Annotated in this window: 28 protein-coding genes; 15 read left to right on the top strand and 13 right to left on the bottom strand. The window is 70.1% G+C overall.

Annotation, left to right across the window (positions count from 1 at the left end):
• Positions 1-30 precede the first annotated feature (30 nt).
• The 3 genes from ACBJ32_RS55045 to ACBJ32_RS55035 are packed head-to-tail and all read left to right on the top strand — an operon-like array spanning position 31 to position 3,374.
• Complete coding sequence (locus ACBJ32_RS55045; protein WP_375133645.1) at positions 31-1,452, top strand: MFS transporter; 1,422 nt, start codon at positions 31-33, stop codon at positions 1,450-1,452.
• Positions 1,453-1,507: 55 nt separating this feature from the next.
• Positions 1,508-1,915, top strand: coding sequence for a Fur family transcriptional regulator (locus tag ACBJ32_RS55040; protein ID WP_357875204.1), 408 nt, complete (start codon positions 1,508-1,510; stop codon positions 1,913-1,915).
• Between the two features lie 19 nt (positions 1,916-1,934).
• Positions 1,935-3,374, top strand: coding sequence for a catalase (locus ACBJ32_RS55035; RefSeq protein WP_375133644.1), 1,440 nt, complete (start codon positions 1,935-1,937; stop codon positions 3,372-3,374).
• Positions 3,375-3,384: 10 nt separating this feature from the next.
• Here the strand turns inward: ACBJ32_RS55035 and ACBJ32_RS55030 are convergent, their stop codons facing one another.
• The 3 genes from ACBJ32_RS55030 to ACBJ32_RS55020 all read right to left on the bottom strand — a co-directional run bounded on the left by ACBJ32_RS55030 (position 3,385) and on the right by ACBJ32_RS55020 (position 5,193).
• Entirely contained in the window at positions 3,385-3,750 is a 366-nt protein-coding gene (locus ACBJ32_RS55030) for a hypothetical protein (protein WP_375133643.1), read from the bottom strand.
• Between the two features lie 308 nt (positions 3,751-4,058).
• On the bottom strand, positions 4,059-4,283 hold the full coding sequence (locus ACBJ32_RS55025; RefSeq protein ID WP_357875198.1) for a DUF397 domain-containing protein: 225 nt from the start codon (positions 4,281-4,283) through the stop codon (positions 4,059-4,061).
• 46 nt (positions 4,284-4,329) lie between these two features.
• Positions 4,330-5,193: a helix-turn-helix domain-containing protein gene (locus ACBJ32_RS55020; RefSeq protein ID WP_375133642.1), complete on the bottom strand. Its 864-nt coding sequence runs from the start codon at positions 5,191-5,193 to the stop codon at positions 4,330-4,332.
• A 648-nt stretch (positions 5,194-5,841) separates the two neighbouring features.
• Here ACBJ32_RS55020 and ACBJ32_RS55015 point away from each other — a divergent pair.
• The 6 genes from ACBJ32_RS55015 (at position 5,842) to ACBJ32_RS54990 (ending at position 11,407) form a co-directional block, all read left to right on the top strand.
• Positions 5,842-6,057, top strand: coding sequence for a hypothetical protein (locus ACBJ32_RS55015; protein ID WP_375133641.1), 216 nt, complete (start codon positions 5,842-5,844; stop codon positions 6,055-6,057).
• Between the two features lies 1 nt (position 6,058).
• A complete protein-coding gene (locus tag ACBJ32_RS55010; RefSeq protein WP_375133640.1) occupies positions 6,059-6,697 on the top strand; it encodes a hypothetical protein in 639 nt (212 codons plus the stop codon).
• A gap of 121 nt (positions 6,698-6,818) precedes the next feature.
• Complete coding sequence (locus tag ACBJ32_RS55005) at positions 6,819-8,999, top strand: molybdopterin-dependent oxidoreductase (RefSeq protein ID WP_375133639.1); 2,181 nt, start codon at positions 6,819-6,821, stop codon at positions 8,997-8,999.
• A gap of 1 nt (position 9,000) precedes the next feature.
• Positions 9,001-9,612: an HD domain-containing protein gene (locus ACBJ32_RS55000; protein ID WP_357875189.1), complete on the top strand. Its 612-nt coding sequence runs from the start codon at positions 9,001-9,003 to the stop codon at positions 9,610-9,612.
• 120 nt (positions 9,613-9,732) lie between these two features.
• Entirely contained in the window at positions 9,733-10,554 is an 822-nt protein-coding gene (locus ACBJ32_RS54995) for a Rieske 2Fe-2S domain-containing protein (protein WP_357875187.1), read from the top strand.
• A gap of 28 nt (positions 10,555-10,582) precedes the next feature.
• Positions 10,583-11,407 carry an NAD(P)H-binding protein gene (locus tag ACBJ32_RS54990; protein WP_375133638.1) on the top strand — a complete coding sequence of 275 codons (825 nt, stop codon included), beginning with the start codon at positions 10,583-10,585 and terminating at the stop codon, positions 11,405-11,407.
• Between the two features lie 34 nt (positions 11,408-11,441).
• On the opposite strand, the gene ACBJ32_RS54985 is transcribed toward ACBJ32_RS54990, so the two are convergent.
• The 4 genes from ACBJ32_RS54985 to ACBJ32_RS54970 all read right to left on the bottom strand — a co-directional run bounded on the left by ACBJ32_RS54985 (position 11,442) and on the right by ACBJ32_RS54970 (position 14,326).
• Positions 11,442-11,693 (bottom strand): hypothetical protein, encoded by a 252-nt coding sequence (locus ACBJ32_RS54985; protein ID WP_357875183.1) that lies wholly within the window; start codon positions 11,691-11,693, stop codon positions 11,442-11,444.
• Between the two features lie 23 nt (positions 11,694-11,716).
• Entirely contained in the window at positions 11,717-12,472 is a 756-nt protein-coding gene (locus tag ACBJ32_RS54980; RefSeq protein ID WP_357875181.1) for a sulfite exporter TauE/SafE family protein, read from the bottom strand.
• Between the two features lie 56 nt (positions 12,473-12,528).
• Positions 12,529-13,452, bottom strand: coding sequence for an SPFH domain-containing protein (locus ACBJ32_RS54975; protein ID WP_357875179.1), 924 nt, complete (start codon positions 13,450-13,452; stop codon positions 12,529-12,531).
• Positions 13,453-13,537: 85 nt separating this feature from the next.
• Positions 13,538-14,326, bottom strand: coding sequence for an ABC transporter ATP-binding protein (locus ACBJ32_RS54970; protein WP_357875177.1), 789 nt, complete (start codon positions 14,324-14,326; stop codon positions 13,538-13,540).
• Positions 14,327-14,394: 68 nt separating this feature from the next.
• On the opposite strand from ACBJ32_RS54970, the gene ACBJ32_RS54965 reads away from it, so the two are divergent.
• Positions 14,395-15,111: a hypothetical protein gene (locus ACBJ32_RS54965; protein ID WP_375133637.1), complete on the top strand. Its 717-nt coding sequence runs from the start codon at positions 14,395-14,397 to the stop codon at positions 15,109-15,111.
• Between the two features lie 105 nt (positions 15,112-15,216).
• Here ACBJ32_RS54965 and ACBJ32_RS54960 read toward each other — a convergent pair whose 3' ends face one another.
• Together ACBJ32_RS54960 and ACBJ32_RS54955 are read right to left on the bottom strand one after the other, a co-directional pair.
• A complete protein-coding gene (locus ACBJ32_RS54960) occupies positions 15,217-15,837 on the bottom strand; it encodes a response regulator (RefSeq protein WP_375133636.1) in 621 nt (206 codons plus the stop codon).
• On the bottom strand, positions 15,834-16,949 hold the full coding sequence (locus ACBJ32_RS54955; protein WP_357875169.1) for a GAF domain-containing sensor histidine kinase: 1,116 nt from the start codon (positions 16,947-16,949) through the stop codon (positions 15,834-15,836). The genes ACBJ32_RS54960 and ACBJ32_RS54955 overlap by 4 nt, the downstream gene beginning before the upstream one ends.
• Before the next feature lie 94 nt (positions 16,950-17,043).
• Between ACBJ32_RS54955 and ACBJ32_RS54950 the strand changes: the two genes are divergently transcribed.
• From ACBJ32_RS54950 to serB, 4 genes are all read left to right on the top strand, one after another.
• On the top strand, positions 17,044-17,700 hold the full coding sequence (locus ACBJ32_RS54950; protein ID WP_375133635.1) for an SDR family oxidoreductase: 657 nt from the start codon (positions 17,044-17,046) through the stop codon (positions 17,698-17,700).
• On the top strand, positions 17,697-18,704 hold the full coding sequence (locus ACBJ32_RS54945) for an S-adenosylmethionine:tRNA ribosyltransferase-isomerase (protein ID WP_375133634.1): 1,008 nt from the start codon (positions 17,697-17,699) through the stop codon (positions 18,702-18,704). The genes ACBJ32_RS54950 and ACBJ32_RS54945 overlap by 4 nt, the downstream gene beginning before the upstream one ends.
• Before the next feature lie 99 nt (positions 18,705-18,803).
• Positions 18,804-19,355 carry a hypothetical protein gene (locus tag ACBJ32_RS54940; RefSeq protein ID WP_375133633.1) on the top strand — a complete coding sequence of 184 codons (552 nt, stop codon included), beginning with the start codon at positions 18,804-18,806 and terminating at the stop codon, positions 19,353-19,355.
• 79 nt (positions 19,356-19,434) lie between these two features.
• On the top strand, positions 19,435-20,655 hold the full coding sequence (gene serB, locus ACBJ32_RS54935) for a phosphoserine phosphatase SerB (protein ID WP_357875161.1): 1,221 nt from the start codon (positions 19,435-19,437) through the stop codon (positions 20,653-20,655).
• Positions 20,656-20,680: 25 nt separating this feature from the next.
• On the opposite strand, the gene ACBJ32_RS54930 is transcribed toward serB, so the two are convergent.
• The 4 genes from ACBJ32_RS54930 to ACBJ32_RS54915 form a co-directional block, all read right to left on the bottom strand.
• Complete coding sequence (locus ACBJ32_RS54930; protein WP_357875159.1) at positions 20,681-21,151, bottom strand: histidine phosphatase family protein; 471 nt, start codon at positions 21,149-21,151, stop codon at positions 20,681-20,683.
• A gap of 309 nt (positions 21,152-21,460) precedes the next feature.
• Entirely contained in the window at positions 21,461-23,800 is a 2,340-nt protein-coding gene (locus ACBJ32_RS54925; RefSeq protein ID WP_375133632.1) for a sodium-translocating pyrophosphatase, read from the bottom strand.
• A gap of 1,123 nt (positions 23,801-24,923) precedes the next feature.
• Positions 24,924-25,343: an ATP-binding protein gene (locus tag ACBJ32_RS54920; RefSeq protein WP_103956794.1), complete on the bottom strand. Its 420-nt coding sequence runs from the start codon at positions 25,341-25,343 to the stop codon at positions 24,924-24,926.
• Between the two features lies 1 nt (position 25,344).
• Entirely contained in the window at positions 25,345-25,695 is a 351-nt protein-coding gene (locus ACBJ32_RS54915; protein WP_043629845.1) for an STAS domain-containing protein, read from the bottom strand.
• Positions 25,696-26,104: 409 nt separating this feature from the next.
• On the opposite strand from ACBJ32_RS54915, the gene ACBJ32_RS54910 reads away from it, so the two are divergent.
• A partial coding sequence (locus tag ACBJ32_RS54910) for a DEAD/DEAH box helicase (RefSeq protein WP_375133631.1) occupies positions 26,105-26,971 on the top strand: 867 nt, incomplete at its 3' end.

Here is a 26,971-nt window from a genome sequence, read left to right as displayed (position 1 = left end):
TGGTACCAGGATGGCGGCAAACTGAACATCATGTCGAGATCTGCCGCTTTCTCCCCTCCTGTGAACACCCAGACACAGGAAGCCGTTCCCAAGGCCAGCGGCCTGCTCCTGGCGATCATCCTCGTGGGGCAGTTCCTGGCGATCCTGAACGTCAACATCGTGAACGTCGCCACCCCCACCATCGAGAGCGACCTGCACGCCTCGGGGGCCGGGCTGCAGATGATCGTCGCCGGGTACACCATCGTCTACGCCGTCTTGCTGATCACCGGAGCCAGGGTCGGTGACCTGTTCGGCTACCGCAAGGCGTTCCTGGGCGGGCTGGCGGTCTTCACCATCACCACGCTCGCCGCGGGCCTGGCACCCTCGACGGCCTGGCTGGTGGCCTCGCGGCTGCTGCAGGGCGCCGGGGCCGCGATGATGATGCCGCAGGTGCTGACGTTGATCCAGCGCAACTATCACGGCGCCGCCAGGGGCCGGGCGATCGGCCTGTGGTCGCTGGTGATCAGCGGTGGCATCGTGGTGGGCCAGGCGCTCGGCGGGATCCTGCTGGGGCTCGGCCTGGGCTGGCGGGTCGTGTTCCTGACGCTGGTCCCGATCGGGGCGCTGCTGCTGGTGGCGGGGCTCCGGGTGCTGCCGGCCGACGAGGGCGGCGGCCGTACCGGGCTCGACCCGTTCGGCCTGGCGACCCTGTCGGCCGCCGTGCTGCTGTTCGTGGTGCCGCTGGTGCTCGGCCGCGACCTCGGCTGGCCGGTGTGGGGCTGGGTCTCGATGGGGTTGAGCGTGGTGACGTTCGCCGCGTTCGTGCGCATCGAGCGGTGGGTGACCGCGCGGGGCGGGCGGCCGCTGGTGGACGCGCGAGTGCTGCGCGCGCCCGGCATGCGTCCCGGGCTGGCGATCCTGCTGCTGGGGCCGGCCACGTGGGGTGCGTTCCTGTTCACCTCCGCCCTGCACCTGCAGGGTGACCTGCACCTGTCGCCGCTGGCCTCCGGCATGATGCTGGTGCCCTGCGCCCTCGCCTTCGGCCTGGTCGGGCTCGCCTGGCCGCGCCTGCCCGTACGGCTGCAGCGCCCGCTGGTGCCGGTCGGCTACGTGGTGGCCGCCCCCGCCTACGTCGGGCTCGGCCTGGCCTCCGGCGGCGGTCTCGGGTACGCGCTCATGAGCGCCCTCATCGGCGCCGGCCTCGGCGTGCAGGTCGCGGTGACGAACATGGCCACCGAGCAGGTGGACGACGCGTACGCGGCGGACGCCAGCGGCGCGCTGCTCACCGTGATGCAACTCGGCCAGGTCATCGGCGTCTCCACCGTGGGCACGCTGTTCATCTCCCTCGACCAGGACGCCGCAGCCTCGGCCTCCGCCTCGCTGGCCACGTCCCTCGCCATGGCGGCCCTTGCCGTGCTCGCCGGGCTGAGCTCGCTGTTCCTCGTCCGGCGCCGCGTTCCGGCCGCCGCCTAGAGTTGGATAATTCCTTTACTTGAATCATTCAGGTTTAGCGCATAGGTTGTCCGGCATGGGGGACGACGACCTGATCCGTCAGGCCGGGCTGCGGGTGACCGCCGCCCGGCTGGCGATCATGCAGACCGTTCGCGCCGGCGACCACCTCGACGTGGACGACGTGCATCGGGGCGTGCGTGATCGCGTCGGGCAGGTCTCCCTCCAGGCTGTCTACGACTCGCTGCACGCGCTGCACGGGGCCGGTCTCGTCCGCAAGATCGAGCCCATGGGCAGCCCGGCGCGCTACGAGGCCAGGGTGGGCGACAACCACCACCACCTCGTGTGCCGGGCGTGCGGCACCGTGACCGACGTCGACTGCGCGGTGGGGCGGCCACCCTGCCTCGACCCCGTCGACACGGCCGGGTTCGTCGTGGACGAAGCCGACGTCACGTTCTGGGGCGTCTGCCCGAGCTGCCAAGAATGATCACCCGGAGGAACGCGCCATGACTTTCACGACCGACGACGCGGGCATCCCCGCACCGAGCGACGACCACTCGCTCTCCGTCGGCCCGAACGGCCCCCTGCTGCTCCAGGACCACTACCTGATCCAGAAGATGGCCCACTTCAACAGGGAGCGCGTCCCCGAGCGGGTGGTGCACGCCAAGGGCGGCGGCGCCCACGGATTCCTGCACATCACCGAGGACGTCAGCCAGTTCACCAAGGCCAAGCTCTTCCAGAAGGGCACCCGGACCCCGCTGTTCCTGCGCTTCTCCACCGTCGCCGGCGAGAACGGCAGCGCCGACACCGCCCGCGACCCCCGCGGCTTCGCCCTCAAGTTCTACACCGAGGACGGCAACTACGACATCGTCGGCAACAACACCCCGATCTTCTTCATCCGCGACCCGCAGAAGTTCTCCGACTTCATCCACAGCCAGAAGCGCCGCGCCGACAACCACCTGCACGACCACAACATGCAGTGGGACTTCTGGACCCTGCACCCCGAATCCGCCCACCAGGTCACCTTCCTGATGACCGACCGCGGCACCCCCGCCTCCTGGCGGCACATGCACGGCTTCGGCTCCCACACCTTCCTGTGGTACAACGCCGCCGGCGAGAAGTACTGGGTCAAGTACCACTTCAAGACCGACCAGGGCATCCGCAACCTCACCGCGGCCGAGGCCCAGGCCCTGGCGGCCACCGACCCGGACTACCACACCCGCGATCTGTTCGAGGCGATCGAGCGCGGCGACCACCCGTCCTGGACCGTCAACGTGCAGATCATGCCGTTCGAGGACGCCGCCGGCTACCGCTTCAACCCCTTCGACCTGACCAAGGTCTGGCCGCACAGCGACTACCCCGAGATCACCATCGGGAAGTTCACCCTCGACCGCAACCCCGCCAATTACTTCGCCGAGGTCGAGCAGTCCGGCTTCGAACCGTCGAACCTGGTGCCCGGCATCGCCGCCTCCCCCGACAAGATGCTCCAGGGCCGCCTGTTCTCCTACCCCGACGCGCACCGCTACCGCATCGGCCCCAACTACCTGCACCTGCCGATCAACCAGCCGCGCGTCCTGGTGCATTCGTACAACTTCGACGGCCCGATGGCCTACCGCAACCCCAAGGACCCGGTCTACGCGCCGAACACCGCAGGCGGCCCCGCCGCCGACCCGTCCCTGTACCAGGGCGAGCACTACCACGTCACCGGCGAGATCATCCGCTCCGCCTACCTCAAGCACGCCGAGGACGACGACTTCGGCCAGCCCCGCGCCCTGTGGGAGAACGTGCTCTCCGACACCGACCGCGCCCACCTGGTCGGCAACATCGTCGGCCACGCCTCGGCCCCCGAGGTCACCCCCGAGATGAAGCAGCGGGTCGTGCAGTACTGGAACAACGTGCACAAGGACCTCGGCCAAGGCGTCGCCCAGGGCCTGGGCCTGGCCTAGCGCGCTGCGGTCAGATGAGGTCGGTCAGGCCGGCGACGGCCGCCATCACCGAGAGCGCCAGGACTACGGTGCCGCCCAGCACCTGCGCCAGGGTCTGCGGCCAGACCTTGGCCCGGAACCAGCCCCAGGTTCGTCGCGGCCATCCGGGTCCGCCGCCGTTCGGCTTCCTTCCCTGGCAGTGGGGCCGGATCTCGCCGATCACCTCCTCCACCAGGTCCTGCGGCACCCTGCCGGATTCGACGACTTCGATGGCCGGCTGCCGGACGTCGAGCAGCACGCGCACGCGCAGCTCGTAGCCGGTGTCGGCCACGATCATCTCCACGCGGAACGACTGGTGGGAGGTGGCGTCGAGCACCCGCCCGACCTTGGGGAGCACTTGGCTCAGCCTCTTGCGATCACTGAGCCGGTATCGCCGAGGGGGCCTTTTCGGCTCGAATAACGGCATGGCGTGTCTCTCCTGGAACTGACGGCTACGAGGCGCAGGCCAGGAACGCGCGGGGTGTGCCAGGGCAAGCTCGCGCCGCGTCCGTGCGGGAGAGCGCGTAGTTGCGTGATCTGGACGGGCGATGCCACAATGTAAATGATCTATGCCCACCGAAGGGTCGGGTCATTGTGACAGGGCGCATTCACAGCCTCTGTTGAAACGGCTCTGGGAGTTGTTGCAGCAACACCCAGAGCCGTTTTTCATGAGCTGGCGGCGAGGGTGGCCAGGTCGAACTGGTGGTCTTGGACGCCCGCCACAAAGGCAGCCCACTCCGACGGCGTGAATACCAGGACCGGCCCGTCCTGCTGCTTGCTGTCACGCAGCGCGACGTTGCCATCCGCCAGAGGTGCAACCTCGACGCATGCCGTTGCGCCGTTGCAGTAGCTGGCCTTACGCCAGGCCGCCTTCGTGATGTCGTTGTGCATTTTCTTCCCTAGGCTCCGTTGCCTGTGTATTGAGGTGACGGCGTCGTCAACGCCGCCAGAGCATGGCCTTGCGCTGGATGAGTACCCGTGACTCGTCCTCGTCCAGAGCCTCCGACCGCATGTGGTCGAAGGCCGTCTCGTAACCAGCCACTCGCTCGAGGTCCTCCACGAAGTGGGCGGAGTAGAGCTGCTCCAGGTACACCACATCGTCGAATTCCGCGAACTTGAGATGAATGAACGCACCGGTGTTGACCGGGTGAAGCGAGTCCAATGGTAGGACCTGAACGCTGACGTGTGACAGTAGGGACACCTCCAACAGATGTTCCATCTGCTCACGCATGACCGAGGGCTCCCCGAAGCGGCGCATAAGTGCCGCTTCGTCCAGAATTACGCTCATTCGGCAGGGATCGGCTCTGTGCAGGACTCGTTGCTGCCGGTCGAGACGGGCCTCGACCCTGCTACGGACACCGCTGTGCGTGATGCGCGCGATGCCCCGCGTGGCGAGGATGACCTCCCGGGCGTAGTCCTCGGTCTGCAGGAGACCTGGCACAGCCTGGGGTTCCCAGTTGCGCTGGTGGATGGCCTCCGCCTCCAGGCCGAGGAATCTTGTGTACTCCTCGGGGAGGGTGTCCTCGTAATCTTCCCACCACCCGCGCTGCTCCGCATCACGCAACAGGCCGACGAGCTCGTCAAGTTTGTCACCATCGACGCGGTACAACTTCGCCATGGACTTGATGTCCTCGGCCGATGGCATGGTCTTGGCGGCCTCGATGCGGCTCACCTTGCTCGCCGACCAGCCGAGCTCGCTGGCGGCCTTGGCCCCGGTGAGCTTCCGCCGCTCACGCAGGAGGCGTAGCTCCTGCCCCAGCCGGAGCCGCCGTACTGTGGGACTGCCCTGCTGCGATGGCACCGTCCACGCTCCTTCTCAGGAATGAAGGTGTAGCCGGATGGGACCGTTTGGGGCCCGGCTTTTTGGGCCGTTCGCCCAATCTTACACTGCAAGTTGCATGTGTTGTGCCGCACAGCCTTGCCAGAAGGCTTTCATGGGTAGAGCGTAGGAGCAAGAACAAGCTCCACGAACAGGCCGAAGACGGAGTAGATATTCCGCCTTCCACCGGACTCGTGACGCTTGTCGTGCAAGTTGCACCGCAAGTAGCGAAGAAAAGTAAATCTTCCCTTGCTGGAAGTCTTGCAGCATCGACGGCCGCAGGGGACGATCAGAGCCAGGAGGGTTCTCGAGTCGCAGAGGAGGCCGGCATGATGACACGGCCCAGCGCACGAGGCTTTCCGTCCAACGTCGCGCGCCCGTACGAGGGCCGCATCTCCGGCAACGTCGCCGTCCCCGAAACGAACATCCGCCACAGGGAGGCCACTTGCCGGAAGGATTCCTCCATCGCCTGAAAGACACAGCGCGACTTGCTCATTCGAGCACGAAAAAAGCCGGGCCGAGGCTGATCACCGAGTCACCGCATATGGGCTGCCACCCTGCGGCGAAACTCGGTCACCAGCCGTCGGACCGGCAAGAAGCCACCTCTAAATGCCGCGAAAGGGGTCTTCTATGTACTCACAAGGTACCAAGGCGGTCAGCCGAATCAAGGCCTGGATCCAGGATCTCATCGCGTCCGCCGACTACGAAATCTGCGTGGAGCCCGACGAGTTCGCCTTCCGGGTGGGCTGGACCGTCACCAGGACGGGGTTCGGCTCCCGCAGGTACCGCGACCCACGGTTCGACCAGCTCCGCCAGCCCAGCAAGGTGATCGAGGAGGTGTCCTGACATGCCGAGGAACCCGCGCAAGCAGATGTACCCGGCCGGCGAGGACCTCCCCGCCGCGCGCGGCGGCTCGCCGCCCACCAGGCTCTGGCGGGCGCGCACCGAGCTGCTGCTGCTCGGCGGGCTGGCGCTGCTCGTCGCGGCCCTGCTGAACGCCGCGCACGAGGGCCGGTGGGCGCCCTTCGTCCTGCTGGCCGGCGCCGTCTCGGTGCCCGCCGCCACCAGGTTCGGCCGCAACTGGATCGTGGCCCACTTCTGGTGCGTGGTCTCCAGGCACCGCCTGCAGCGGACCTGCCTGGAGACCACCATGCACACCAGGGCAGGCCGCATCCCGCTGGTGCTCTGGATCACGCCGACGACCACGGGCGAGAAGGCGCTGATCCTGGTACGGGCCGGCGTCAGCGCCGAGGCGTTCGAGGCGTACAGCGAGGAGATCGCGGCGGCCTGCTGGGCCCGCAGCGTGAACGTCTACCGGCACCGCACGCGCGCCCAGCTCCTCATCGTGGAGACCGTCAGGCGGGACGAGGCGCCGGGAGCCGCCTCTCCCGGGCTGGACCGCCTGTACGGCCGCAGATCGTGGATCCCGCTGAGATCCGAGCTCGAGGAGCCGCCTGATCTGGCGACACTGCCGCAGGCGGCGTGAGGACCTAGGGAACGGGGCCGTCCCTAGGGGTGCAAGCCCCGGAGACCGCGGGGGCTCCGGGGCTTCCCCATGTGCCCGGTCCGCGCGAAGATGAGTTCATCTGACGAACTCAGGAGTCGTGATGACGTCGACCGTCCACCGGACCTGTCCCCTGTGCGAGGCCGTCTGCGGCCTGACTCTCACCCTCGACGACGGCGGGCACGTGACCGGTGTCCGAGGTGACAGGGACGACCCGTTCAGCAAGGGGTTCATCTGCCCGAAGGGCGCCAGCCTCGGCCGGCTCGACGAGGACCCCGACCGGCTGCGCAAACCGCTGATCAGGGAGGGCGAGCTCTGGCGGGAGGCCGGCTGGGACGAGGCGTTCGCCGCCGTGAAGGCCGGGCTCGACCGCCTCGCGGACCGCCGCTCCGTCGCCGTCTACCTGGGCAACCCCAACGCCCACACCATGGCTGGCGCTCTGTACGCCGCCCCGCTGATCAAGGCCCTCGGCACCCGCAACGTCTTCTCCGCCAGCACCGCCGACCAGATGCCCAAGCACGTGGCCAGCGGGCTCATGTTCGGCCATCCGCTGGCCATCCCGGTGCCCGACCTGGACAGGACCGACTACCTGCTGATGCTGGGCGCCAACCCGCTGGAGTCCAACGGCTCGTTGTGCACCGCGCCCGACTTCCCCGGCAGGCTCAAGGCCCTGCGCGGGCGCGGCGGCCGGCTCGTCGTGGTCGATCCGCGGCGCACGCGCACCGCCGCCCTGGGCGACGAGCACGTCTTCATCCGCCCCGGCACGGACGCGTACCTGCTGTTCGGCCTCGTCCACACGCTGTTCGCCGAGGACCTGGCCAGGCCGCGGCACGAGGTCAACGGGCTGGACGAGGTGCGCGAGGCGGCCAAGCACTTCCCGCCCGAGTCCGTGGCCCGGCGCACCGGGGTGCCCGCCGAGACGATCACGCGGCTGGCCAGGGAGCTGGCCGCGGCGCCGACGGCCGCCGTCTACGCCAGGATCGGCACGTGCACGGCCGAGTTCGGCACGCTGGCCCAGTGGCTGGTGGACGTGTTGAACGTGCTCACCGGCAACCTCGACAGGCCCGGTGGCGCCATGTTCCCCAAGCCCGCGACCGAGTTCGCCGGGCGCCGCAGGCCGTACGCGGTGGGGCGGTGGAAGAGCCGCGTCAGGGGCCTGCCCGAGGCGAACGGAGAGCTGCCCGTGGCCACGCTGGCCGACGAGATCGAGACGCCGGGCGAGGGGCAGGTCAGATTCGTGCTGACGATCGCGGGCAACCCCGTGCTGTCGGCGCCGCACGGCGACCGGCTGGACACGGCCTTCCAGGGGCTCGACTTCATGGTGAGCGTGGACCCGTACCTGAACGAGACCACCAAGCACGCGAACGTCATCCTGCCCCCGCCGCGGGTCCTGCAGTCGGGGCACTACGACTTCGCGCTGCTCGGGTTCGCCGTGCGCAACTACGCGCGCTACTCGCCGCCGCTGCTGCCGCTGGACGAGCGGCCGTCGGAGGCGCAGATCCTCGCCAGGCTGGCCATGATCGCCTCGGGGCTGGAGGGCGACCTCGACGCGTTCGTCATCGACGAGACGTTGCGCAAGGCCGCGCAGACGCCCGGCTCGGGGATCGAGGGGCGGGACGTGGCGGAGCTGCGCGACCTGCTGGAGGGCGAGACGGGCAGCGAGCGGCGGCTCGACCTCATGCTCAGGCTCGGCCCGTACGGCGAGTGGTCCGGCAAGGGCGACCTGTCGCTGCGCAAGCTGCTCGACAACCCGCACGGCCTCGACCTGGGCGCGCTGGAGCCCCGGCTGGGCGAGGTGCTCAAGACGGCCTCCGGGCTGGTCGAGCTGGCGCCGCCGCAGCTCATGGAGGACGTGGAGCGGCTGCGCGGCAAGCTGGAGGAGGAGCCCCCGGAGATCGTCCTCATCGGGCGGCGGCACCTGCGCTCCAACAACAGCTGGATGCACAACGTGGGCCCGCTGGTCGGCGGCAGCAACAGGTGCACGCTGCAGATCCACCCCTCGGACGCGGCCAGGCTGGGCCTGGACGGCGAGGCCGTGGTGCGCTCGGCGAAGGGCCAGGTCACCGTGCCCGTCGAGCCGACCGACACGATCATGCCGGGCGTCGTCAGCCTGCCTCACGGATGGGGGCACGCGGGCAGCGCCCAGAACGTGGCGGCCGCGCACGCCGGTGTCAACGTCAACACGCTCACCGACGAGACGACCATAGACGTTCCGAGTGGTAACGCAGTGTTCAACGGAGTTCCGGTCACGATTTCACCAACCGGGGTGATCATCGCACATTAGGGTGTCGCGCGTGACTATCGCGCCAGAAGAGGACCGCCTGAACGCCCAGATCGCCTTCGCCATCGAGATCGACAAGTTGAAGCGGATCATCCGCCGCAACCATCTCATCGACGGCTCGCGGCGGGAGAACTCCGCCGAGCACTCCTGGTACGTGGGCACGCTGGCGATGGTCCTCGGCGAGCATGCCCCACCCGGAACGGACCTGCAACGGGTGGTGGCCCTGCTGTTGGTGCACGACCTGGTGGAGATCGACGCCGGTGACACGTTCATCTACGACACGGTGGCGGTCGAGGCGCAGGCCGAGGCCGAGCGGGCCGCCGCCGACCGCATCTTCGGCCTGCTGCCGGACGAGCAGGGGGTGTGGCTGCGGGAGCTGTGGGACGAGTTCGAGGCCAGGAAGACGCCGGAGGCGAGGTTCGCCAAGGCACTCGACCGTTTCGCCCCGATCCTGGCCAACCACCACACCGAGGGCGGCACGTGGCCGCTGTTCAAGGTGACGGCCGCGGAGGTCAGGGAGAAGGTGCGGATCATCGAGGAGGGCTCGCCCTCGCTCGGCGCGTACGCCTTGGAGCTGGTCGAACTCTCCGTGGCCCGCGGACACCTGTCCGAGTGATCCCCACATGCCCGGGGTAGGGGACTTGTCGTGAAAGAGACAGTACGAGCGAGACGTCGGCAGTTTCGGGGTTTCGCCGGGCCGGTCGCCATCGCCGATCGGCTCGAGAAGTCGAAGGCCATGGACAAGCCGATCAGGGGGCTGGCCAAGTTCGTGCGGCAGCGGCTGCCCCAGGGCCGCCTGCGCGACCTGCTGCACGGCGTCCCCATCGGAGAGCCGGTGCATCCACCGCTGGCCACGGTCAGCCTGGGCTGCTGGCTCTCCACGGCCGTGCTGGACCTGGCACGCGCCGATCCGCGGGCCTCGCGGCTGCTGCTCGCCACGGGCCTGGTCAACGCCCTGCCCACGGCGGCGGCGGGGCTGACCGACTGGTCCTCGCTCCACCGCGAGCAGCAGCGGGTGGGCTTCGTGCACATGGCGGCGAACATGACCGCGCTCGGCCTCATGACCGCCTCGCTGATTACCCGCGTGCGCGGGCACGAACGGCCCGGCCGGATGCTCTCCTTCGCCGGGCTGGCCGTGGGCGGGCTCGGCGCCTACCTCGGCGGGCACCTGGCGTACCGGCAGGCCGCCGGGGCCAACCACGCGCCGCAGGTGACCCACCTGGTGCCGCTGGGCTGGCATGACCTGTGCCCGCTCAAGGACCTGCCCGAAGGCCGTCCGGTGGCCAGGCGGCTGGGGTACATCCAGCTCTTCGTGCTGCGCCAGGGTGACGGCGTGACCGTGCTGGCCGACCGGTGCCCGCACCTGGCGGGGCCGCTGCACCAGGGCAGGCTCGTCATGGAGGACGGGGAGGCGTGCGTGGTGTGCCCGTGGCACAGCAGCACGTTCCGGCTGGCCGACGGGTCGGTCAAGCACGGGCCCGCGACCGCGCCGGCGCCCGTGTTCGAGACGCGGATCAGGCGTGACGGCACCATCCAGGTGCGGCCGGGGTTGACCTGAAGTTTGGTTGAGGTCCTACGGTCGTGGCATGGGCAAGATTCTTGTGACCGGCGCGACCGGAAATGTTGGCAGGCATGTGGTGGCGCAGCTCGCCGCGGCGGGCATCGACGTGCGGGCGTTCGCCAGGCGCCCCGAGCGGGTGCAGGCGGGCGTGGAGGCCGTTCAGGGCGACCTGACCGTCCCCGAGACGCTCGAACCCGCGCTGAAGGACGTGGAGAGCGTGTTCCTGCTCTGGCCCGGCCTCTCCACGGGCAACGCGGCGGAGGTGGTCTCGGCGATCGCCGGGCACGCGCGGCGGGTGGTGTACCTGTCGGCGTTCGTGCCGGGCGGCGACGGCTCCGCCGGGCACTACGGGGAGATCGAGGGGCTCATCCGGCGCTCGGGGCTCGGCTGGACGTTCCTGCAGCCCGGCGGTTTCGCGGCGAACACGCTGGGGTGGGCGGACCAGGTGAGACAGGGGGTGGTGCGCTGGCCGTACGGGGAGGCGTCCCGGGCGCTGATCCACGAGAAGGACATCGCGGCGGTGGCCGTGCACGTGCTCACCTCCGCGGGGCACAACGGGGCCTCGTACGCCATCACCGGGCCCGACGAGCTGACGCAGGCCGAGCAGGTGCGGGTGATCGGCGAGGTGGTCGGGCGTGAGGTGCGCTGGGAGGAGCAGCCGCCGGAGGAGGCCCGCGAGCGGCTCTTGGCGGCCTGGGGGGACGAGGCGTTCGTGCGGAGCGCGCTGCAGGCGTGGGCGAGCTTCGTCACCGCCCCCGAGCGGGCCACCGACACCGTGCAGCGGCTGCTCGGCCGGCCCGCGCTGAGCTTCCGCCAGTGGGCCGAGGACCACGCCGCCGACTTCCGCTGACCTGGCCCCCGAGCGCGATTCGGGCGAGCGGGATTCAGGCCCCGCCGGCCGTGGCCCCGTCAGCCGTGGCCTCGTCGGCGGGGTGCTCGACGAGGGCGAGGATGCGGCTGGACATGAAGCGGGCCGTACGCACCGGGGTGCCGCTGCGGGTGACCTCGCTCACCTCCACGAGCCCTCGCCGAGTGGCCACCTCGACCCGGCGGCCGGCGCGGGTGGCCCTGATCTCGTAGGTGCGCGGCGACGACTCTCCGGCGTCGATGACGATCTCCACCCGGTCACCTTTCATACCGGGTTCCTACCCACGGACGATTATCCGTACACCAGTACGACAATCGCCCCGATGCCCACACACACGATGACCGCGCGCAGCACCGGGGCGGGGATGCGGCGCCCCAGCCGGGCACCCAGGAAGCCGCCCACGATCGCGCCCAGCGCCACGCCCGCCGCGGCCTGCCAGTCCACGTCCGCGGCCACGATGAAGAAGGCCGCCGCCACCGCGTTGACGATCAGCGCCAGCACGTTCTTGGCGGCGTTCACCCGCTGCAGGCCGTCGTCGAGGAAGATGCCGAGCAGCCCGATCAGCAGCACCCCCTGGGCGGCCCCGAAGTACCCGCCGTAGACGCCCGCGCCCAGCACGCCCAGCCACAGGGCCGTGCCGCCGTGCGGGTGCGCCTGCTCGCGCCGCGCGGCCACCCACGCGTTGAGCCTGGGCTGCGTCATGACGAGCACGCAGGCCAGCGCGATCAGGACCACGACGACGATCTCGAACACGTCCGGATCGAGGAACAGCAGCAGGATCCCGCCGATCAGCGCCCCGAGCGCCGACGCCGCGCCCAGCCGCAGCAGCCGGTCGCGCTGGCCCTGGAGCTCGGTGCGGTACCCGTAGGCGGCGCTGAAGGAGCCCGGCACGAGGCCGACGGTGTTGGAGACGTTCGCGGTGACAGGGTCCACTCCCAGCGCCACCAGCGTGGGGAACGTGATCAGCGACCCCGAACCGACCACCGCGTTGATGGCCCCTGCGACCACACCGGCGGCGCACACCGCCGCCAGCTCCCAGCCCGTCACGAAACCCTCCCGATGCCGCCGCGTGATGCCCGGTCGAGGCCGCGGCGGCGGGTTTCCTACCGGCTGTCCTGTCCCTTGGGGGGTGTGAACAGGCCGCCCAGGTTCTCCAAGACTTTGCCCATTTCAGAGGGGACGATCCAAATCTTATTGGCGTCGCCCTTGGCGATCTCGGGCAGGGTCTGGAGGTACTGGTAGGCGAGCAGGTGCTGGTCCGGCTTGCCCTCGTGGATGGCCCTGAAGACCATGCCGATCGCGTCCGCCTGCCCCTTGGCCCGCATGGCCTGGGCCTCGGCCTCCGCCTGCGCGCGCAGCACGGCGGCCTCCGCCTCGCCGCGCGCCCGCAGCACCGACGCCTGCTTCTCGCCCTCGGCGGCCAGGATCGCCGCCTGGCGCTGCCCTTCGGCGGTCAGCACGGCGGCGCGCTTGTCGCGGTCGGCGCGCATCTGCTTCTCCATCGAGTCCTGGATGGAGGCGGGCGGGTCGATGGCCTTGAGCTCGACCCGGTTGACCCGGATGCCCCACTTGCCGGTGGCCTCGTCCAGCACGCCGCGCAGCGCGGTGTTGATGTCCTCGCGGGAGGTCAGCGTGCGTTCGAGGTCCATGCCGCCGACCACGTTGCGCAGCGTGGTGACCGTGAGCTGCTCGACGCCGATCAGGAAGTTCGCGATCTCGTACGTGGCCGCCTTCGGGTTGGTGACCTGGAAGTAGATGACGGTGTCGATGGAGACCACGAGGTTGTCGGAGGTGATCACGGGCTGCGGCGGGAACGACACCACCTGCTCCCGCAGGTCGATCATGTCCTTGATGCGGTCGATGAAGGGCACCACCAGGTTCAGCCCGGGCGTGAGCGTGCGATGGTAGCGCCCCAGGCGCTCGACGATGGCGGCCGTGGCCTGCGGGATGATGCGGATCGTGCGGGCCACCCCGAAGCCCACCGCCGCGACCACGACCAGGGCGACGATGAGCTGCTCGACGGACATGGCGACGCTCCGGAGTCGAGGGAACCGACTACGTAGATCCTATTTGGTTTTGAGGATCGGCGTCTTTATCACCATAAAAGGTGATCTAGTGAGCGCGCGCGTACCAGCGGCCCTCCGCGCTCCGGTCCAGCGACAGCGGCACCCCGAACGTCTGCGAGAGGTTTTCCGCGGTCATGACGTGCTCCAGCGGCCCCTGGGCCACCACCGAGCCGTGCCGCAGCAGCAGCGCGTGCGTGAAGCCGGCCGGCACCTCCTCCACGTGGTGCGTCACCAGCACCAGCGTCGGCGAGCGGTAATCGCCCGCCAGCACCGACAGGCGGCGCACCAGATCCTCCCTGCCGCCCAGGTCGAGCCCGGCCGCCGGCTCGTCGAGCAGGAGCATCTCGGGGTCGGGCATCAGCGCACGGGCGATCTGCACGCGCTTGCGCTCGCCCTCCGACAGGGTGCCGAAGCGCCGCCTGATGAGATGGGCGGCGCCCATCATGTCGATCAGCTCGACGGCCCTGGTGACGTCGTTGGAGTCGTACTCCTCCGTCCAGCGGCCCATGATCCCGTACGAGGCGGTCAGGACGAGGTCGATGACCTTCTCCTCCGGAGGGATGCGCTCGGCCAGCGCGGCGCTCGCCAGCCCGATCCTGGGTCGCAGGTCGAACACGTCCGCCTGCCCCAGCCGCTCCCCCAGCACCTCGACGACACCCTCGCTCGGGTACAACAACGTGCCCGCGACCTGCAGCAACGTCGTCTTGCCCGCGCCGTTGGGACCGATGACGGCCCACCGCTCGTCCCCGTTGACCGTCCAGTCGATGCCGCGCAGCAGGGCCGCTCCGTCGCGCCTGACGGCGACGTCCTGGAGCCGCAGCACCTGACCACCCATCCCCGATACCTCCTTAGGAGTCACCCTCGGGACAAACCTATTGCAGGGCGAGCGCTTATCGTGGATCGGTGCGCCCTGAATCGCCTGTCTGTCCATCCCTGGTCGCCTGGGGCAACGCGTGGCTGTCCGGCCACGTGGGGCTCGACGAGGCGGCTGACCACGTGGAAGCCGTCGGCGGGCCCGCCGTCGCGGGCGACGTGCCCCTGCGTAAATACCTCGCAAACCTGCGCGCCGAAGGCCTGCGGGAGCTGCGGCTGGCCCTGCCCGCGCCCGGAGACCCGCTCGGGCTGTCCGGGCCGCCGTCGTTCAACTCGGCCGCCGTGGACGCGGGGCAGGCGGCCGTCGCCGTGCTCAGCGACCGCAACCTCGGTTTCGTGCCCCACCCCGACCGACGGGGGTCCTCCTACCGCGGGGTACGGCTGGAGGTGCACGACGCCGGGCCCGTCCGCCACGACCTGCCGTCGCTGGCCGAGGCCGAGCGGGAGCTGTCCGACGCGATGCGCGCCGCCATCGAGGCCCTGACGTCGGTGGACGGGCCCGCGCAGGACCGTCCGGAGGGGCCGGGGCGCGGCGGGGAGCTCGCGCCCGGCTACCCGGGACGGGCCCACCGGGTCTCCGCCCTGGCCACGAGGCTGGCGGTGGTGCTGCGCGTGGCCGACGAGCGGGGGCTCACCTCGGGGCAGGTTGCCGTGCGCGGGGCCGCGCTGCGCGACCTCGACCGTGCGGTACGCCGCGCGCTCGTGGCGGCGCACCACGCGATCTTCGAGCCCGTCAGGAACCCATAGCGTCGTCCTCGGACTTCCAGAGCCTGACCAGCTCGTCCTTGCCGCCCGAGACGACGGCCACGCCCTCGTCCAGGGGGACGATGCCGACGGCGCACGTAGGCGCCTTCAGCCCAGGCCGTGCCGTACCGCGTACAGCGCGGCCTGGGTGCGGTCCTGCACGCCCAGCTTCATCAGCACGTTGGAGACGTGCGTCTTGACCGTCTTCTCCGCCACGGCCAGGCTCCGCGCGATCTCCCGGTTGGAGCGGCCCGCCGCGATCAGCGCGAGCACCTCGCGCTCGCGCTCCGTCAGCGGCACCGGCGCGGGGACGGCCGCGTCCGCCGCGGGGGCCAGCATCGCCTCCGCCGCCTCCGGGGCCAGCAGCACCTGCCCGCCGTGCACGGCGCGTACGGCCTGGACGAGCGCGGTCGGATCGACGTCCTTGTAGAGGAACCCGGCGGCTCCCGCCCGCATCGCGGGGCCCACGTCGGACGGGTCGCTCACCGAGGTCAGCACCACGATCCTGGTCGCACCGCCCGACAGCCGCTCCAGCGCGCCGAGCCCGTCCATCACCGGCATCTTCAGGTCGAGGAGCAGCACGTCGGGCGACAGCTCCCCGACCAGCTCGACGGCCTGCGCCCCGTCGCCCGCCTCGCCGACGACCGTGATGTCGTCCTGCAGGTCGAGGAACGTCCGCAGCCCCTGCCGCACCACCGGATGATCGTCGGCGATCAGCACCCGGATCACACGCTCACCTCCACGCGTACGGTGGTCCCGGCGCCGGGCGCCGACTCCACCGACATCTCGCCTCCGACGGCCTCGGCCCTGTCGCGCATCGACACCAGGCCCAGCCCGCGCGAGTCCGCCTGCTCGAACCCGCTCCCGTCGTCGCGCACGACCAGCTCCAGCCTGCCGCCGGCGTACGCCAGCCGCACCGACACCGTCTCGGCCCCCGAGTGCCGCAGCGCGTTGTGCAGCGCCTCCTGCGCCACCCGCAGTACCGCCACCTCGACCGCCGAGTCGAGCGGCGGCAGCTCGGCGCACTCGAACGTGACCACGGCCGGATGCAGCCGGTCGAGCAGGCGCACGTGCTTGCGCAGCGTCTCAGGCAGCCCGTGCCGGTCGAGCTCGGCGGGGCGCAGCTCGACGATCACCGCGCGCAGCTCGGACAGGGCCTCGCCGGCCAGCCGCTGGACGCGTTCGAGCTCGGCGGCGGCCTTGCCGGGGGCCTTGTCCAGCATGGCGCCCGCGGCCTGCGCGGACAGGCGCAGCGAGAACAGCTTCTGGGTGACCGCGTCGTGCAGCTCCCTGGCCACCCGGTTGCGCTCCTCCAGCATCGCCAGCTCGCGCCCGCGCTCGTACAGCCTGGCGTTGATCAGCGCGATCGCGGCGTGCGCGGCGAACAGCGTGAGCAGCTCCTGGTCCTCCTGGGTGAAGCCGCCGCCCGCGCGCTTGTTCGCCAGGAAGATGATGCCGAGCACCTGCTCGCCGTCGCGGATCGGCACCCCGAGGAAGTCCTTCATCACCGGGTGCGCCTTCGGCCACCACTCGAACCTCGGGTCCTTGCGCAGGTCGGGCAGCCTGACGGGGGTGCCGTCGCGGAGCATGGCGCCGAGCATGCCGTGCTGCCTGGGCAGCGGCCCGATCGCGTCCCACTGCTTGTCGGTCAGGCCCTCGGCGACGAACTCGGCGAACGACCCGTCCTCGTCGGGCACGCCGAGCGCGGCGTAGCGGGCGTCGAGCAGCCGTTGCGCGGAGCGTACGATGACCTGCAGCACCTCGCGCACCGACAGGTGGCGGGTGACCGCGAGCACCGCGGAGCTCACCGCCTGCAGGATCTCGTCCCGGTCTGAGGTCACGGCGCCCACTCTATGGTCCTAGGACGATGTGCCGAGGCCCGCACCGGTCCTGCGCCCGATGCCCGGCGCGCGCCGCGTTCCTACCGTCGGTTGTATGACGAACACCGCGATTATCACCGGCGCCTCCCGCGGACTGGGTCTCGCCCTGGCCAGAGTGCTGGCCGGCGCGGGCTGGAACCTCGTGCTCACCGCCCGCGGGTCGCACGACCTGGAGCGGGCCGCCGACGAGCTCGGCGCGACCGCGATCCCCGGCGACGTGACGGATCCCGCGCACGTCCGGCGGCTGGCCGAGGCGGCGCCCGAGCTGGACCTGCTGGTCAACAACGCCGGCGACCTCGGCGTGACGCCGCTGCCGCCGCTGGCCATCTACCCGCTGGAGGCGTTCAGGGCGCTGCTGGAGACGAACGTGACGGCTCCGCTCGCCCTCGTCCAGGCCACGCTGCCGGCGCTGCGCGCCTCCCGCGGCGCGATCGTGAACATCACCTCCGACGCCGCGACCGGCGCGTACGAGGGCTGGGGCGGCTACGGCGCCACCAAGGCCGCACTCGAGCAGCTCTCCAACGTGCTGTCCGCCGAGGAGCCCGAGCTGCGCGTCTGGTGGGCCGACCCGGGCGAGATGAACACCCGCATGCTCGCCGACGCCGTGGGCGCCGAGGAGGCCGCGTCCGCCGCGGACCCCGCCAAGGTGGCGGCGGCGCTGCACGACCTGGTCGCCTCCCGCCCTGCGAGCGGAAAGGTGAGCCTGCAATGACCGCCGCGCTGGACTTCTCGCTGCCGCCCGGCCTGTCGGCCAACGAACCGCCCGAGGCGAGGGGCATGTCCAGGGACGCGGTCCGGCTGATGGTCTCGCGGGGGGAGGCGGAGCCGTCCCATCACCACTTCAGCGACCTGCCCGGCCTGCTGGAGCCCGGCGACCTGATCGTGGTGAACAACTCGGCGACCCTGCCCGCGGCCGTCCGGCTGGACCGCCTGGCCGTGCACTTCTCGACCGCCAGGCCGGACGGCACGTGGCTGGTGGAGCTGCGCCGCCGTACCGGCAAGGGGTCGGAGCCGTACGGCGGGGGCGAGCCCGGCGAGTGGCTGCCGATGCCGGGGCGGGCCACGTTGCGGCTGGTCGGGCGGGAGACGCCGCGGCTGTGGCGGGCGGTGCTCGATCGGGACGTGGAGGCGTACCTGCGGGTGCACGGGGTGCCGATCCGCTACTCGTACGTGGAGCGGGACTGGCCGATCGAGGCGTACCAGACCGTGTTCGCGACCGTGCCGGGCAGCGCGGAGATGCCGAGCGCGGCGCGGCCGTTCACCGTCGAGCTGGTGACGGCGCTGGTGGCGCGGGGGATCGGGATCGCGCCGATCACGCTGCACACGGGGGTGGCCTCGGCGGAGAAGGACGAGCCGCCCTACGCCGAGCGGTACGAGGTGCCGGCCACCACGGCGCGGCTGGTCAACCTGACCAGGGAGAACGGCGGGCGCGTGATCGCGGCGGGCACCACGGTCGTGCGGGCGCTGGAGACGGCCGCGGGCGCCGGCGGGCGGGTCACCGCGTCGGAGGGCTGGACCGGGCACATCGTCACGCCGGAGATCGGGGTGCGGGCCGTCACGGGGTTGATCACGGGCCTGCACGAGCCGCGCTCCAGCCACCTGCTCATGCTGACGGCGATCGCGGGGGAGGCTGCGCTGGGCCGGGCGTACCACGAAGCGTTGCGAAAGGGATATCTGTGGCACGAGTTCGGCGACACGCACCTGATTCTGAAGTAATACACTTTACGAAGATTTTGCGTTTGTGATAGGAAAAGCCGACATTTACGGGGGCCTGGTTGTGTGACGTCCCCGTGTCCCTTCGTAACGGAGACGTGAATGCGAAACCCCCTGATCAAGGGTGCTGCGCTGGCAATCGCGGCAGGCGCCCTGCTCCTCCCGGCCGTTCCGGCCTCGGCCACCACGGCTGTCGCGGCCACCGCCACCGCAGCCGTTGAGCCGTTCTCCACCTTCGACGTCAAGGTGAAGGCGTCCAAGACGGTCAAGGCCGGCGGAAAGATCACCTACACGATTAACGCCGTCAACAAGGGCCCGCACTACGCGGACTCCTGGTTCATCGGCGGCGAGTTCCCCAAGGGTGTCGACCTGCGTCGGATCAACTACTGGGCGGAAAAGGGCACCGAGTGCTTCCTCGACGGGCGCGCCTTCTACTGCTTCGTGCCCAGGGTCGTTGAGAAGGACGAGGCCGTCAGCATGCGCTTCGTCGCGAAGACCACGAAGAAGGCCAAGGGCACCCAGACGGCGACGCTCGGCGTGGTCACCTACAACGTCGACCAGGGCATGGAGAACATGTCCAAGGAGGAGCTGGACCGGCTCGGCGTCCCCGAGTTCGCCTTCGCCAAGACGGTGAAGACCAAGGTCGTCCGCTAGGCGCTCACCCCCTGCGCCCGGGCCCGAATGCTCGCCCTGCTTCGCGAGCATCGGACCGGGCGCAGTACCGTGGCTGGATGTGGACCAGCGCACCCTCCTGATCACACTGACCGGCCCTGACCGCCCGGGCGTCACTTCACGTCTTTTCTCCGTTCTGTCGCATTTTCCGGTAACGGTCGCCGACATCGAGCAGGTCGTCATCCGAGGCCGGCTCACGCTCGGCGTGCTCGTCGCGTACGCGGGCGGCCCCTCGACCGGCACGGGCACCACCCTCGGCGCCATGTGGACCGCCGTCGAACGCGTGGCCGAGGACCTCGGCATGGAGGTGGAGCTCTCCACCGGATCGCAGGCCAAGGAGCAGCGCCGCCGCGGGCGTCTGTCGGTCAGCGTGCTCGGCGCCACCCTCCAGCCCGCCGCCATCGCGGGCATCGCCGGCCGCATCGCCGCCGCCGGCGCGAACATCGACCGCATCGAACGCCTCGCCCAGTGGCCCGTCACCTGCATCGAGCTGTCCGTCTCCGGCGCAAACCCCGACGCGCTGCGCGTCGAGCTGGCCGCCGAGGCCGCCGCGCAGGAGGTGGACGTGGCCGTGCAGCGCACCGGCCTGTCACGCCGCGCCAAGCGCCTGATCGTCATGGACGTCGACTCCACCCTCATCCAGGGCGAGGTCATCGAGCTGCTCGCGGCGCACGCCGGCTGCCTGGAGGAGGTCGCCAGGGTCACCGAGGAGGCCATGCGCGGCGAGCTCGACTTCGCCGAGTCGCTGCGCCGCCGGGTGGCCCTGCTCGAAGGGCTGCCTGCCGAGGTGTTCGAGCAGGTGCGCAAGGAGGTCGTGCTCACGCCCGGCGCCCGTACGCTGGTGCGCACGCTCAAGCGGCTCGACTACCGCTTCGCCATCGTCAGCGGCGGCTTCACCCAGATCACCGACGGGCTGGTCGAGGAGCTCGGCATCGACTACTCCGCCGCGAACGTGCTCGAAGTCGCCGACGGCCGCCTGACCGGGCGCGTCGTCGGCGAGATCGTCGACCGGCCGGGCAAGGCGCGGGCGCTGGAGCGCTTCGCGCGCGAGGCCAAGCTGCCGATCTCCCAGACGGTCGCCATCGGCGACGGCGCCAACGACCTCGACATGATCGCCGCCGCCGGGCTCGGGATCGCGTTCAACGCCAAGCCCGTGGTGCGGCAGGCGGCCGACACCGCGGTCAACACGCCGTACCTCGACTCGATCCTCTACCTGCTGGGGATCTCGCGGGACGAGGTGGAGGCCGCGGACGCCGAGGACGGCGTGCTCACGGCACTGTAGGCGTCGACGTGCTCACGCACGGCCCTCAGCCGTCCTCCTTCGGGTCCCACCTGGTGATGAGGCGCCCCTGGCCCGGCCAGAGGTCCTCCCAGGGGGGCTCCACCTCGATGACCGCGAACGCTCCCGGCCTGAACACGTACTCGCCGCCGGCCAGCCCCAGCGCGAGCTCGTGCACGCCCGGGTTGTGGCCGCACAGCACGACGGTGCTCAGGTCGGGGTCGGTGCGGCGGAGCAGCTCCAGCAGCTCCTCGGGGTAGGCCTCGTAGATGTCGCGCTCGTAGCTGATCTCCACCTCGGGGAAGGCGAGCTCGGCGGTGCGCCTGGTCCTGACCGCCGGGGAGCAGAGCACCGCGTCGGGCTCCAGGCCGGCCGCTCTGAGCTCGTCGCCCACCCGCTTGGCGTCCCGCTCACCCCGGTCCGTCAGGGGTCGCTCTCGGTCGGCCAGGCCCGGCACCTGGGCGGCTTTCGCGTGGCGGAGCACGATCAACGTACGCACGGAGTCATCCCGTCCTCGAGGCCCAGACGGACAGCGCGATGATCAGTGCGAGGATCCCGATCATCGCCAGGAGAATCAGGCCCAGGGTCTTCCCGCCGCTGGGCCGGTTGTCATCGTTCACGCGCCCAGTTTCCCACTGGGGTGCGCGAGGTCCCGTTCCGGCTTCGGGGTTTCGGGGGACTCACGTGGAGACGCGCCCGTCCCCCTTCGCCGGGGAGCGGGCGCGCTCGTCCTTCTGCTGCTGACCGAGTGCGCCTTGCGGGGCGCGCTCGGTCCGTATGGGTGCGCCTCGCGGGCGCGCCCGTCCGGCTACGACGCGACGGGCTCGGGATCGCGGTCGTTGTCGTTGTTGTTGTTGTTGTTGTTGCTGGTCGGCTCGCTGGCCACCGAGCGCCGCTTGGAGACGATGATCGCGCCGACCACCACGGCCACCGCCACCACCGTGATGCCGATGCGCACGGCCGGGTTGCCCGCGTACAGCACCACGGCGGGCGCCACCAGCAGCGCCACCAGGTTCATCACCTTGATCAGCGGGTTGATGGCCGGACCGGCCGTGTCCTTGAACGGGTCGCCGACCGTGTCGCCGATGACCGTGGCGGCGTGCGCCTCGGAGCCCTTGCCGCCGTGGTGACCGTCCTCGACGAGCTTCTTGGCGTTGTCCCAGGCGCCGCCCGAGTTGGCCAGGAAGACGGCCATCAGGGTGCCGCAGGCGATGGCCCCGGCCAGGAACGCGCCCAGCGGGGCGTACCCCAGCGCGAACCCGACCGCGATCGGCGTCATGACCGCCAGCAGGCCCGGCGTGGCCAGCTCGCGGAGCGAGTCGCGGGTGCAGATGTCCACGACCCGGCCGTACTCGGGCTTCTGGGTGCCGTCCATGATGCCGGGGTTGTTGCGGAACTGGTCGCGTACCTCGAAGACCACCCGCATCGCGGCCCGTCCGACCGCCATGATCGCCAGGCCGGAGAACAGGAACACGACCGATGCGCCGATGATCAGGCCGACCAGGACGTTCGGCTGGTCGATGCTGAGCGAGAAGGTCGAGAAGCTGCCCAGGGCGCTCTTGACCGCCTGCGTGGCCGTGGCCAGCTCGCCCTCCACCGCCGTGCGGAAGGCGCCGAACAGCGCCGTGGCCGCCAGCACGGCGGTGGCGATGGCGATGCCCTTGGTGATGGCCTTCGTGGTGTTGCCCACGGCGTCGAGGCTGGTCAGCACGCGCGCGCCCTCACCCTCGACGTCGCCGGACATCTCCGCGATGCCCTGGGCGTTGTCGGAGACCGGGCCGAAGGTGTCCATGGAGACGATGACGCCGACCGTGGTCAGCAGGCCGGTGCCCGCCAGGGCCACCGCGAACAGCGCGACCGTCACGTTCCCGAAGCCGAGCAGGAACGCGCCGTAGACGGCGCCGCCGATGAGCAGCGCCGAGTAGACCGCCGACTCCAGGCCGACGCTGATGCCGGCCAGGATGACGGTGGCGGGGCCGGTGGCCGAGCTCTCGCCGATCTCCCTGACCGGGCGGCGGGTGGTCTCGGTGAAGTACCCGGTGAGCAGCTGGATGGCGCTGGCCAGCACCAGGCCGATCAGGACCGCGCCGATGGCGATCAGCCGCGGGTCGGCGTCGAAGCCGGTGATGGTGGAGCCGCTCAGGCCGCTGAAGCTGCTCGGCAGGTACCAGAACGCCGCCGCCGTCACCAGCACCGCCGAGATGGCGGCCGAGATGAAGAAGCTGCGGTTGATCGCGGCCATGCCGCTGCGGTCGCGGTCGCGCAGCCTGGTGACGAAGATGCCGATGATCGCCGTGATCACGCCGATCATCGGGACGATGAGGGGGAAGACCAGCCCCTCCTGGCCGAAGGCCACCCGGCCCAGGATGAGGCTCGCGACGAGCATGACCGCATACGACTCGAACAGGTCGGCCGCCATGCCGGCGCAGTCGCCGACGTTGTCGCCCACGTTGTCGGCGATGGTGGCGGGGTTGCGCGGGTCGTCCTCGGGGATACCCTGCTCGACCTTGCCGACGAGGTCGGCGCCCACGTCGGCGGCCTTGGTGAAGATGCCGCCGCCGACTCGCATGAACATCGCCAGCAGCGCCGCGCCGAAGCCGAAGCCCTCGAGCACGCCGGGCGCGTTGCCCTGGTAGAAGAACACCACCACGGCCGCGCCGAACAGGCCGAGGCCCACGGTGAACATCCCGGCCACACCCCCGGTGCGGAACGCGATGCGCATGGCACGCTTCTCCCCGGCTTCCCTGGCCGCGGCGGCGACGCGGACATTTCCGCGCACGGCCAGCCACATGCCCATGAATCCGGTCAGCGCGGAGAACACCGCGCCGACGACGAAGAAGAGGGAGCGCCCGATGCGTACGTCGGTTTCTCCAGGTAGCAACAGCAAAAGGAAGGGAATCACGACGACGAAGATCGCCAACGTGCGGAACTGACGCGCGAGGTATGCGGCGGCGCCCTCTTGCACGGCGCGCGCGATGTTCTGCATTCGTTCGGTGCCCTGGCCGGCGGCCAGCACCTCGCGTACCAGGCCGCCTGCTACGGCCAGCGCGATGAGTGCGACCGCGGCGACCACGATCACGATGGTGAGATTGTTTCCGCTCAGGGCCAGATTGGACGCTGGCTCCGCTGCCAGCATGTGCCTGCTCATCGTTCTCCTCGGCAAGACCGGTCGTCCTGCCCGGGCGGTGCTGCAGTTTTCCTCGGCGGGTGTTGCGGCACCATCCGGGTTGTGGGTGCCGCTTCCGGTTGAATCCGCGTTCCTCTGGATCACCTTGGCCGGTGCCGGGAGTCTACGCAGGCACTCAGCGGATATGAAGGCTCTCGCGGTCGCTAATTGTGCGAGTGTCTAGTAATCCCCTGCCTGGGACCCGGTTTGGGATCTGACAAGTGGAATTTCCCTGAGTTACGGTCATAGCAAGAGTAGGAAACGGGCGGACCGTAATTCGCATTGGAGGTGGCATGGTTTGGAGGCTGGGGAGGGTTTTGGGGGTGGATGTGCGGGAAGGGAAGGAGAGGCTTGGGCGGGTGACGTGTGTCTTCTGCGCTCAAGTGCGCTCTGTGCGCGTTCTGGCCCGCACTCCGGGCGGACGTGCGCGGCCGTGCGTGCTTCTGACGCGCGTGTCGGACCTGCGTGCTTCGGACATGCCTACGTGCGTGCTTGCGCCCCGCCTGTGCGCTACTGCTTCCCGCTACGCCCGTACGCGTGGATCACCCGCTGTGCACCATTGGCACCCCTGCGCCGTTCAGCCGTGCGCTGCTCGGCCTGCGCTGCTCGGTCGGGCGCTGCTCGGTCCGGAGCTGTTGGTCACCCACGCTGCGCCCACGCTGCGGCGCCCCGGCTCGCCCCGCGCTTGCCCGCTCTGGCTGGACAACCGCCCTCTGCCCACCCACGACGACGCACTGCCGCGCGACCCACTCACGCGTGACCGCGTCTCCAGAGACCCGGCCCCCGTGACCGTACTCCCGCGCGACCCGCCCGCGCCACGACAGGCCTCTCCCACCGCCACATCCGTTGAGAGGCACAGCCGCAGCCTTCCCGACGCCGCGCCGGACACGCCGGGAAGCACGTACGACTGCAACCCCACACGACCGACGCCCAGGCACAGGGACCCCGGACGCCTGGACTTCTACATGGGCGCCTACCCAGAACACGCCTGGCATGCCCACAGGCGCACCAGGGGACAGGCCGGACCCCGGACCCGAACACGCCCGCCAGAACCCAGCCCCACAAGGCCCGGAGAGGGTCAGCCCGGCTCAGGTCAGGGTCAGGATCAGACGCCGACGGCCGCCGGCCAGCTCATGCGAATATTCGTCCCCTTAGGACTGGGAAAGACCTGTACGTCATCGGCCAAGCCCTCGATGACCGCGATGCCGAAGTTCGACATGAACGAGTCGGAGAGCATGCCCAGATCGAGGGGTTGTTCCTGCTTGATCTCGTCACTGGGGGCTTGGTCGCTGACCGTGACCTCGAAGCGCCCCGAGTCGTCACGCAGCTCGATGCGGATGGGCTCGCCCGGACAGTGAGCGCGATGTGCCTCCACTGCCCGGGAACACGCCTCACCCACGGCGAGCCTGACCTCGTCCAGCAGGGACTCCTCCACGCCGGTGCGGCGAGCGATCGCCGTCGCCACCAGCCGTGCGGTCCGCACATGCGCGGGGAGGGCGCTGAACGTCAGCTCGACGGTAGCCATGCTACTTGTCTTTGCCGTGAGCTTCCTTGGCCTCGTCGACCGAAGCGTAGATCCCGAAGACCTTGGTCAGACCGGTGATCCGGAAGATCTTGAGGATGCGCTCCTGCGTGCAGACGAGCTCGAGGGAGCCGTCATGCGCACGTACCCGCTTGAGCCCCCCGACCAGGACACCGAGGCCCGTGGAGTCGAGGAAGTCGACCTTCTCCATGTTGACAAGAAGGTGGAAGTTGCCCTTGTTGACCAGGTCGATGAGGAGCTCACGCAATCTCGGCGCCGTGTAGACATCGATCTCACCCTCGACCTCCACGATGGTGAGTCGGTCTTCGGTGCGGTGATCCAACTTCAGATCCACAGATCCTCCAGCGCCTCGCCTGCGAAAGTACTCTTGCGGGCCTGGCAATCTGGAGCGTGGCCCCAGACTGTCCGACCCTGACGCGCGGCATTCAACCACGCGCCTGGCTTGTGTCTATACGAAATCACGATTCCCGGCGACTTTGCCCCTCGATGCAAGACTGGAAACAGTGACTTCTACCGGATCCTCCCCACAACAGGCAGGTCCACTCCTCCACCACCTGCTTGGCGTTCCCGCACGTCATGAGCGTGTCACCCATGTGGAGCATGTTCCAGCACGTCAGGCGGGTCAAGTCCGTTGGCCTGAATGGACGCCTGAAGTACTTGTTACGCGCTTGGCGAACCGCGGGGTGACAGGACTCTGGCCTCACCAGTACGAAGCCGCCGACCTGGCACACCGTGGCCGAAACGTGATCATTTCCACGGGCACGGCCTCGGGGAAGTCCCTGGCGTACCTCACCCCGGCGGTCGCCTCGTGTCTCGACGGCGGCACGGTCCTGTACCTGACACCGACCAAGGCCCTGGCCGCCGACCAGCTCCACGGGCTGCGTGAGCTGCGCATCACCAAGCTGCGCGCGGCCTGCTTCGACGGCGACACGCCGTTCGAGGAGCGCACCTGGGTGCGCCAGCACGCCAACTACGTCCTGACGAACCCCGACATGCTGCACCGGAGCATCCTGCCCCGGCACGCGCAGTGGTCGACGTTCTTCCGGCGTCTGCGCCTGGTCGTCGTGGACGAGTGCCACGGCTACCGCGGCGTCTTCGGCTCGCACGTCGCCCAGATCCTGCGCCGCCTGCGCCGCGCCTGCGCCCGCTACAACGCCCGGCCCACGTTCGTGCTCGCCTCGGCGACGGCCAGCGAGCCTGGCGTGTTCGCGACGCGGCTGACGGGGCTTGAGATGGACGAGGTGACGGTGGACGCCTCACCCAAGGGCTCAACCACCATCGCGCTGTGGGAGCCGCCCCTGACGGAGCTCCGGGGCGAAGGAGGGGCTCCTGTACGGCGGACGGCCACGGCGGAGGCTGCGGACCTGCTGGCGGACCTCGTCCTGGCCGACGTACGCACGCTCGCCTTCGTGCGCTCCCGCCGCGGCGCCGAAACGGTCGCCCTGTCCGCACGTGCCAAGCTCGCCGACGTCGCCTTCTCCATCTCACCCCCCTTCCCCATCCCCACCACCACGACCAACCCGACGCCGCCCTCCACCACGCCCACCCCCGCCTCCTCACTCCAGGCCCCCGGCGCCACCACAAGCACCTCCCCCGCCCCCTCCCACGCC

It is taken from the genome of Nonomuraea sp. GTA35 (genome assembly GCF_041950525.1).
GTDB lineage: Bacteria > Actinomycetota > Actinomycetes > Streptosporangiales > Streptosporangiaceae > Nonomuraea.
Note: the sequence above shows the minus strand (reverse complement) of the source record. Positions and strands in the feature narration are given on the sequence as shown.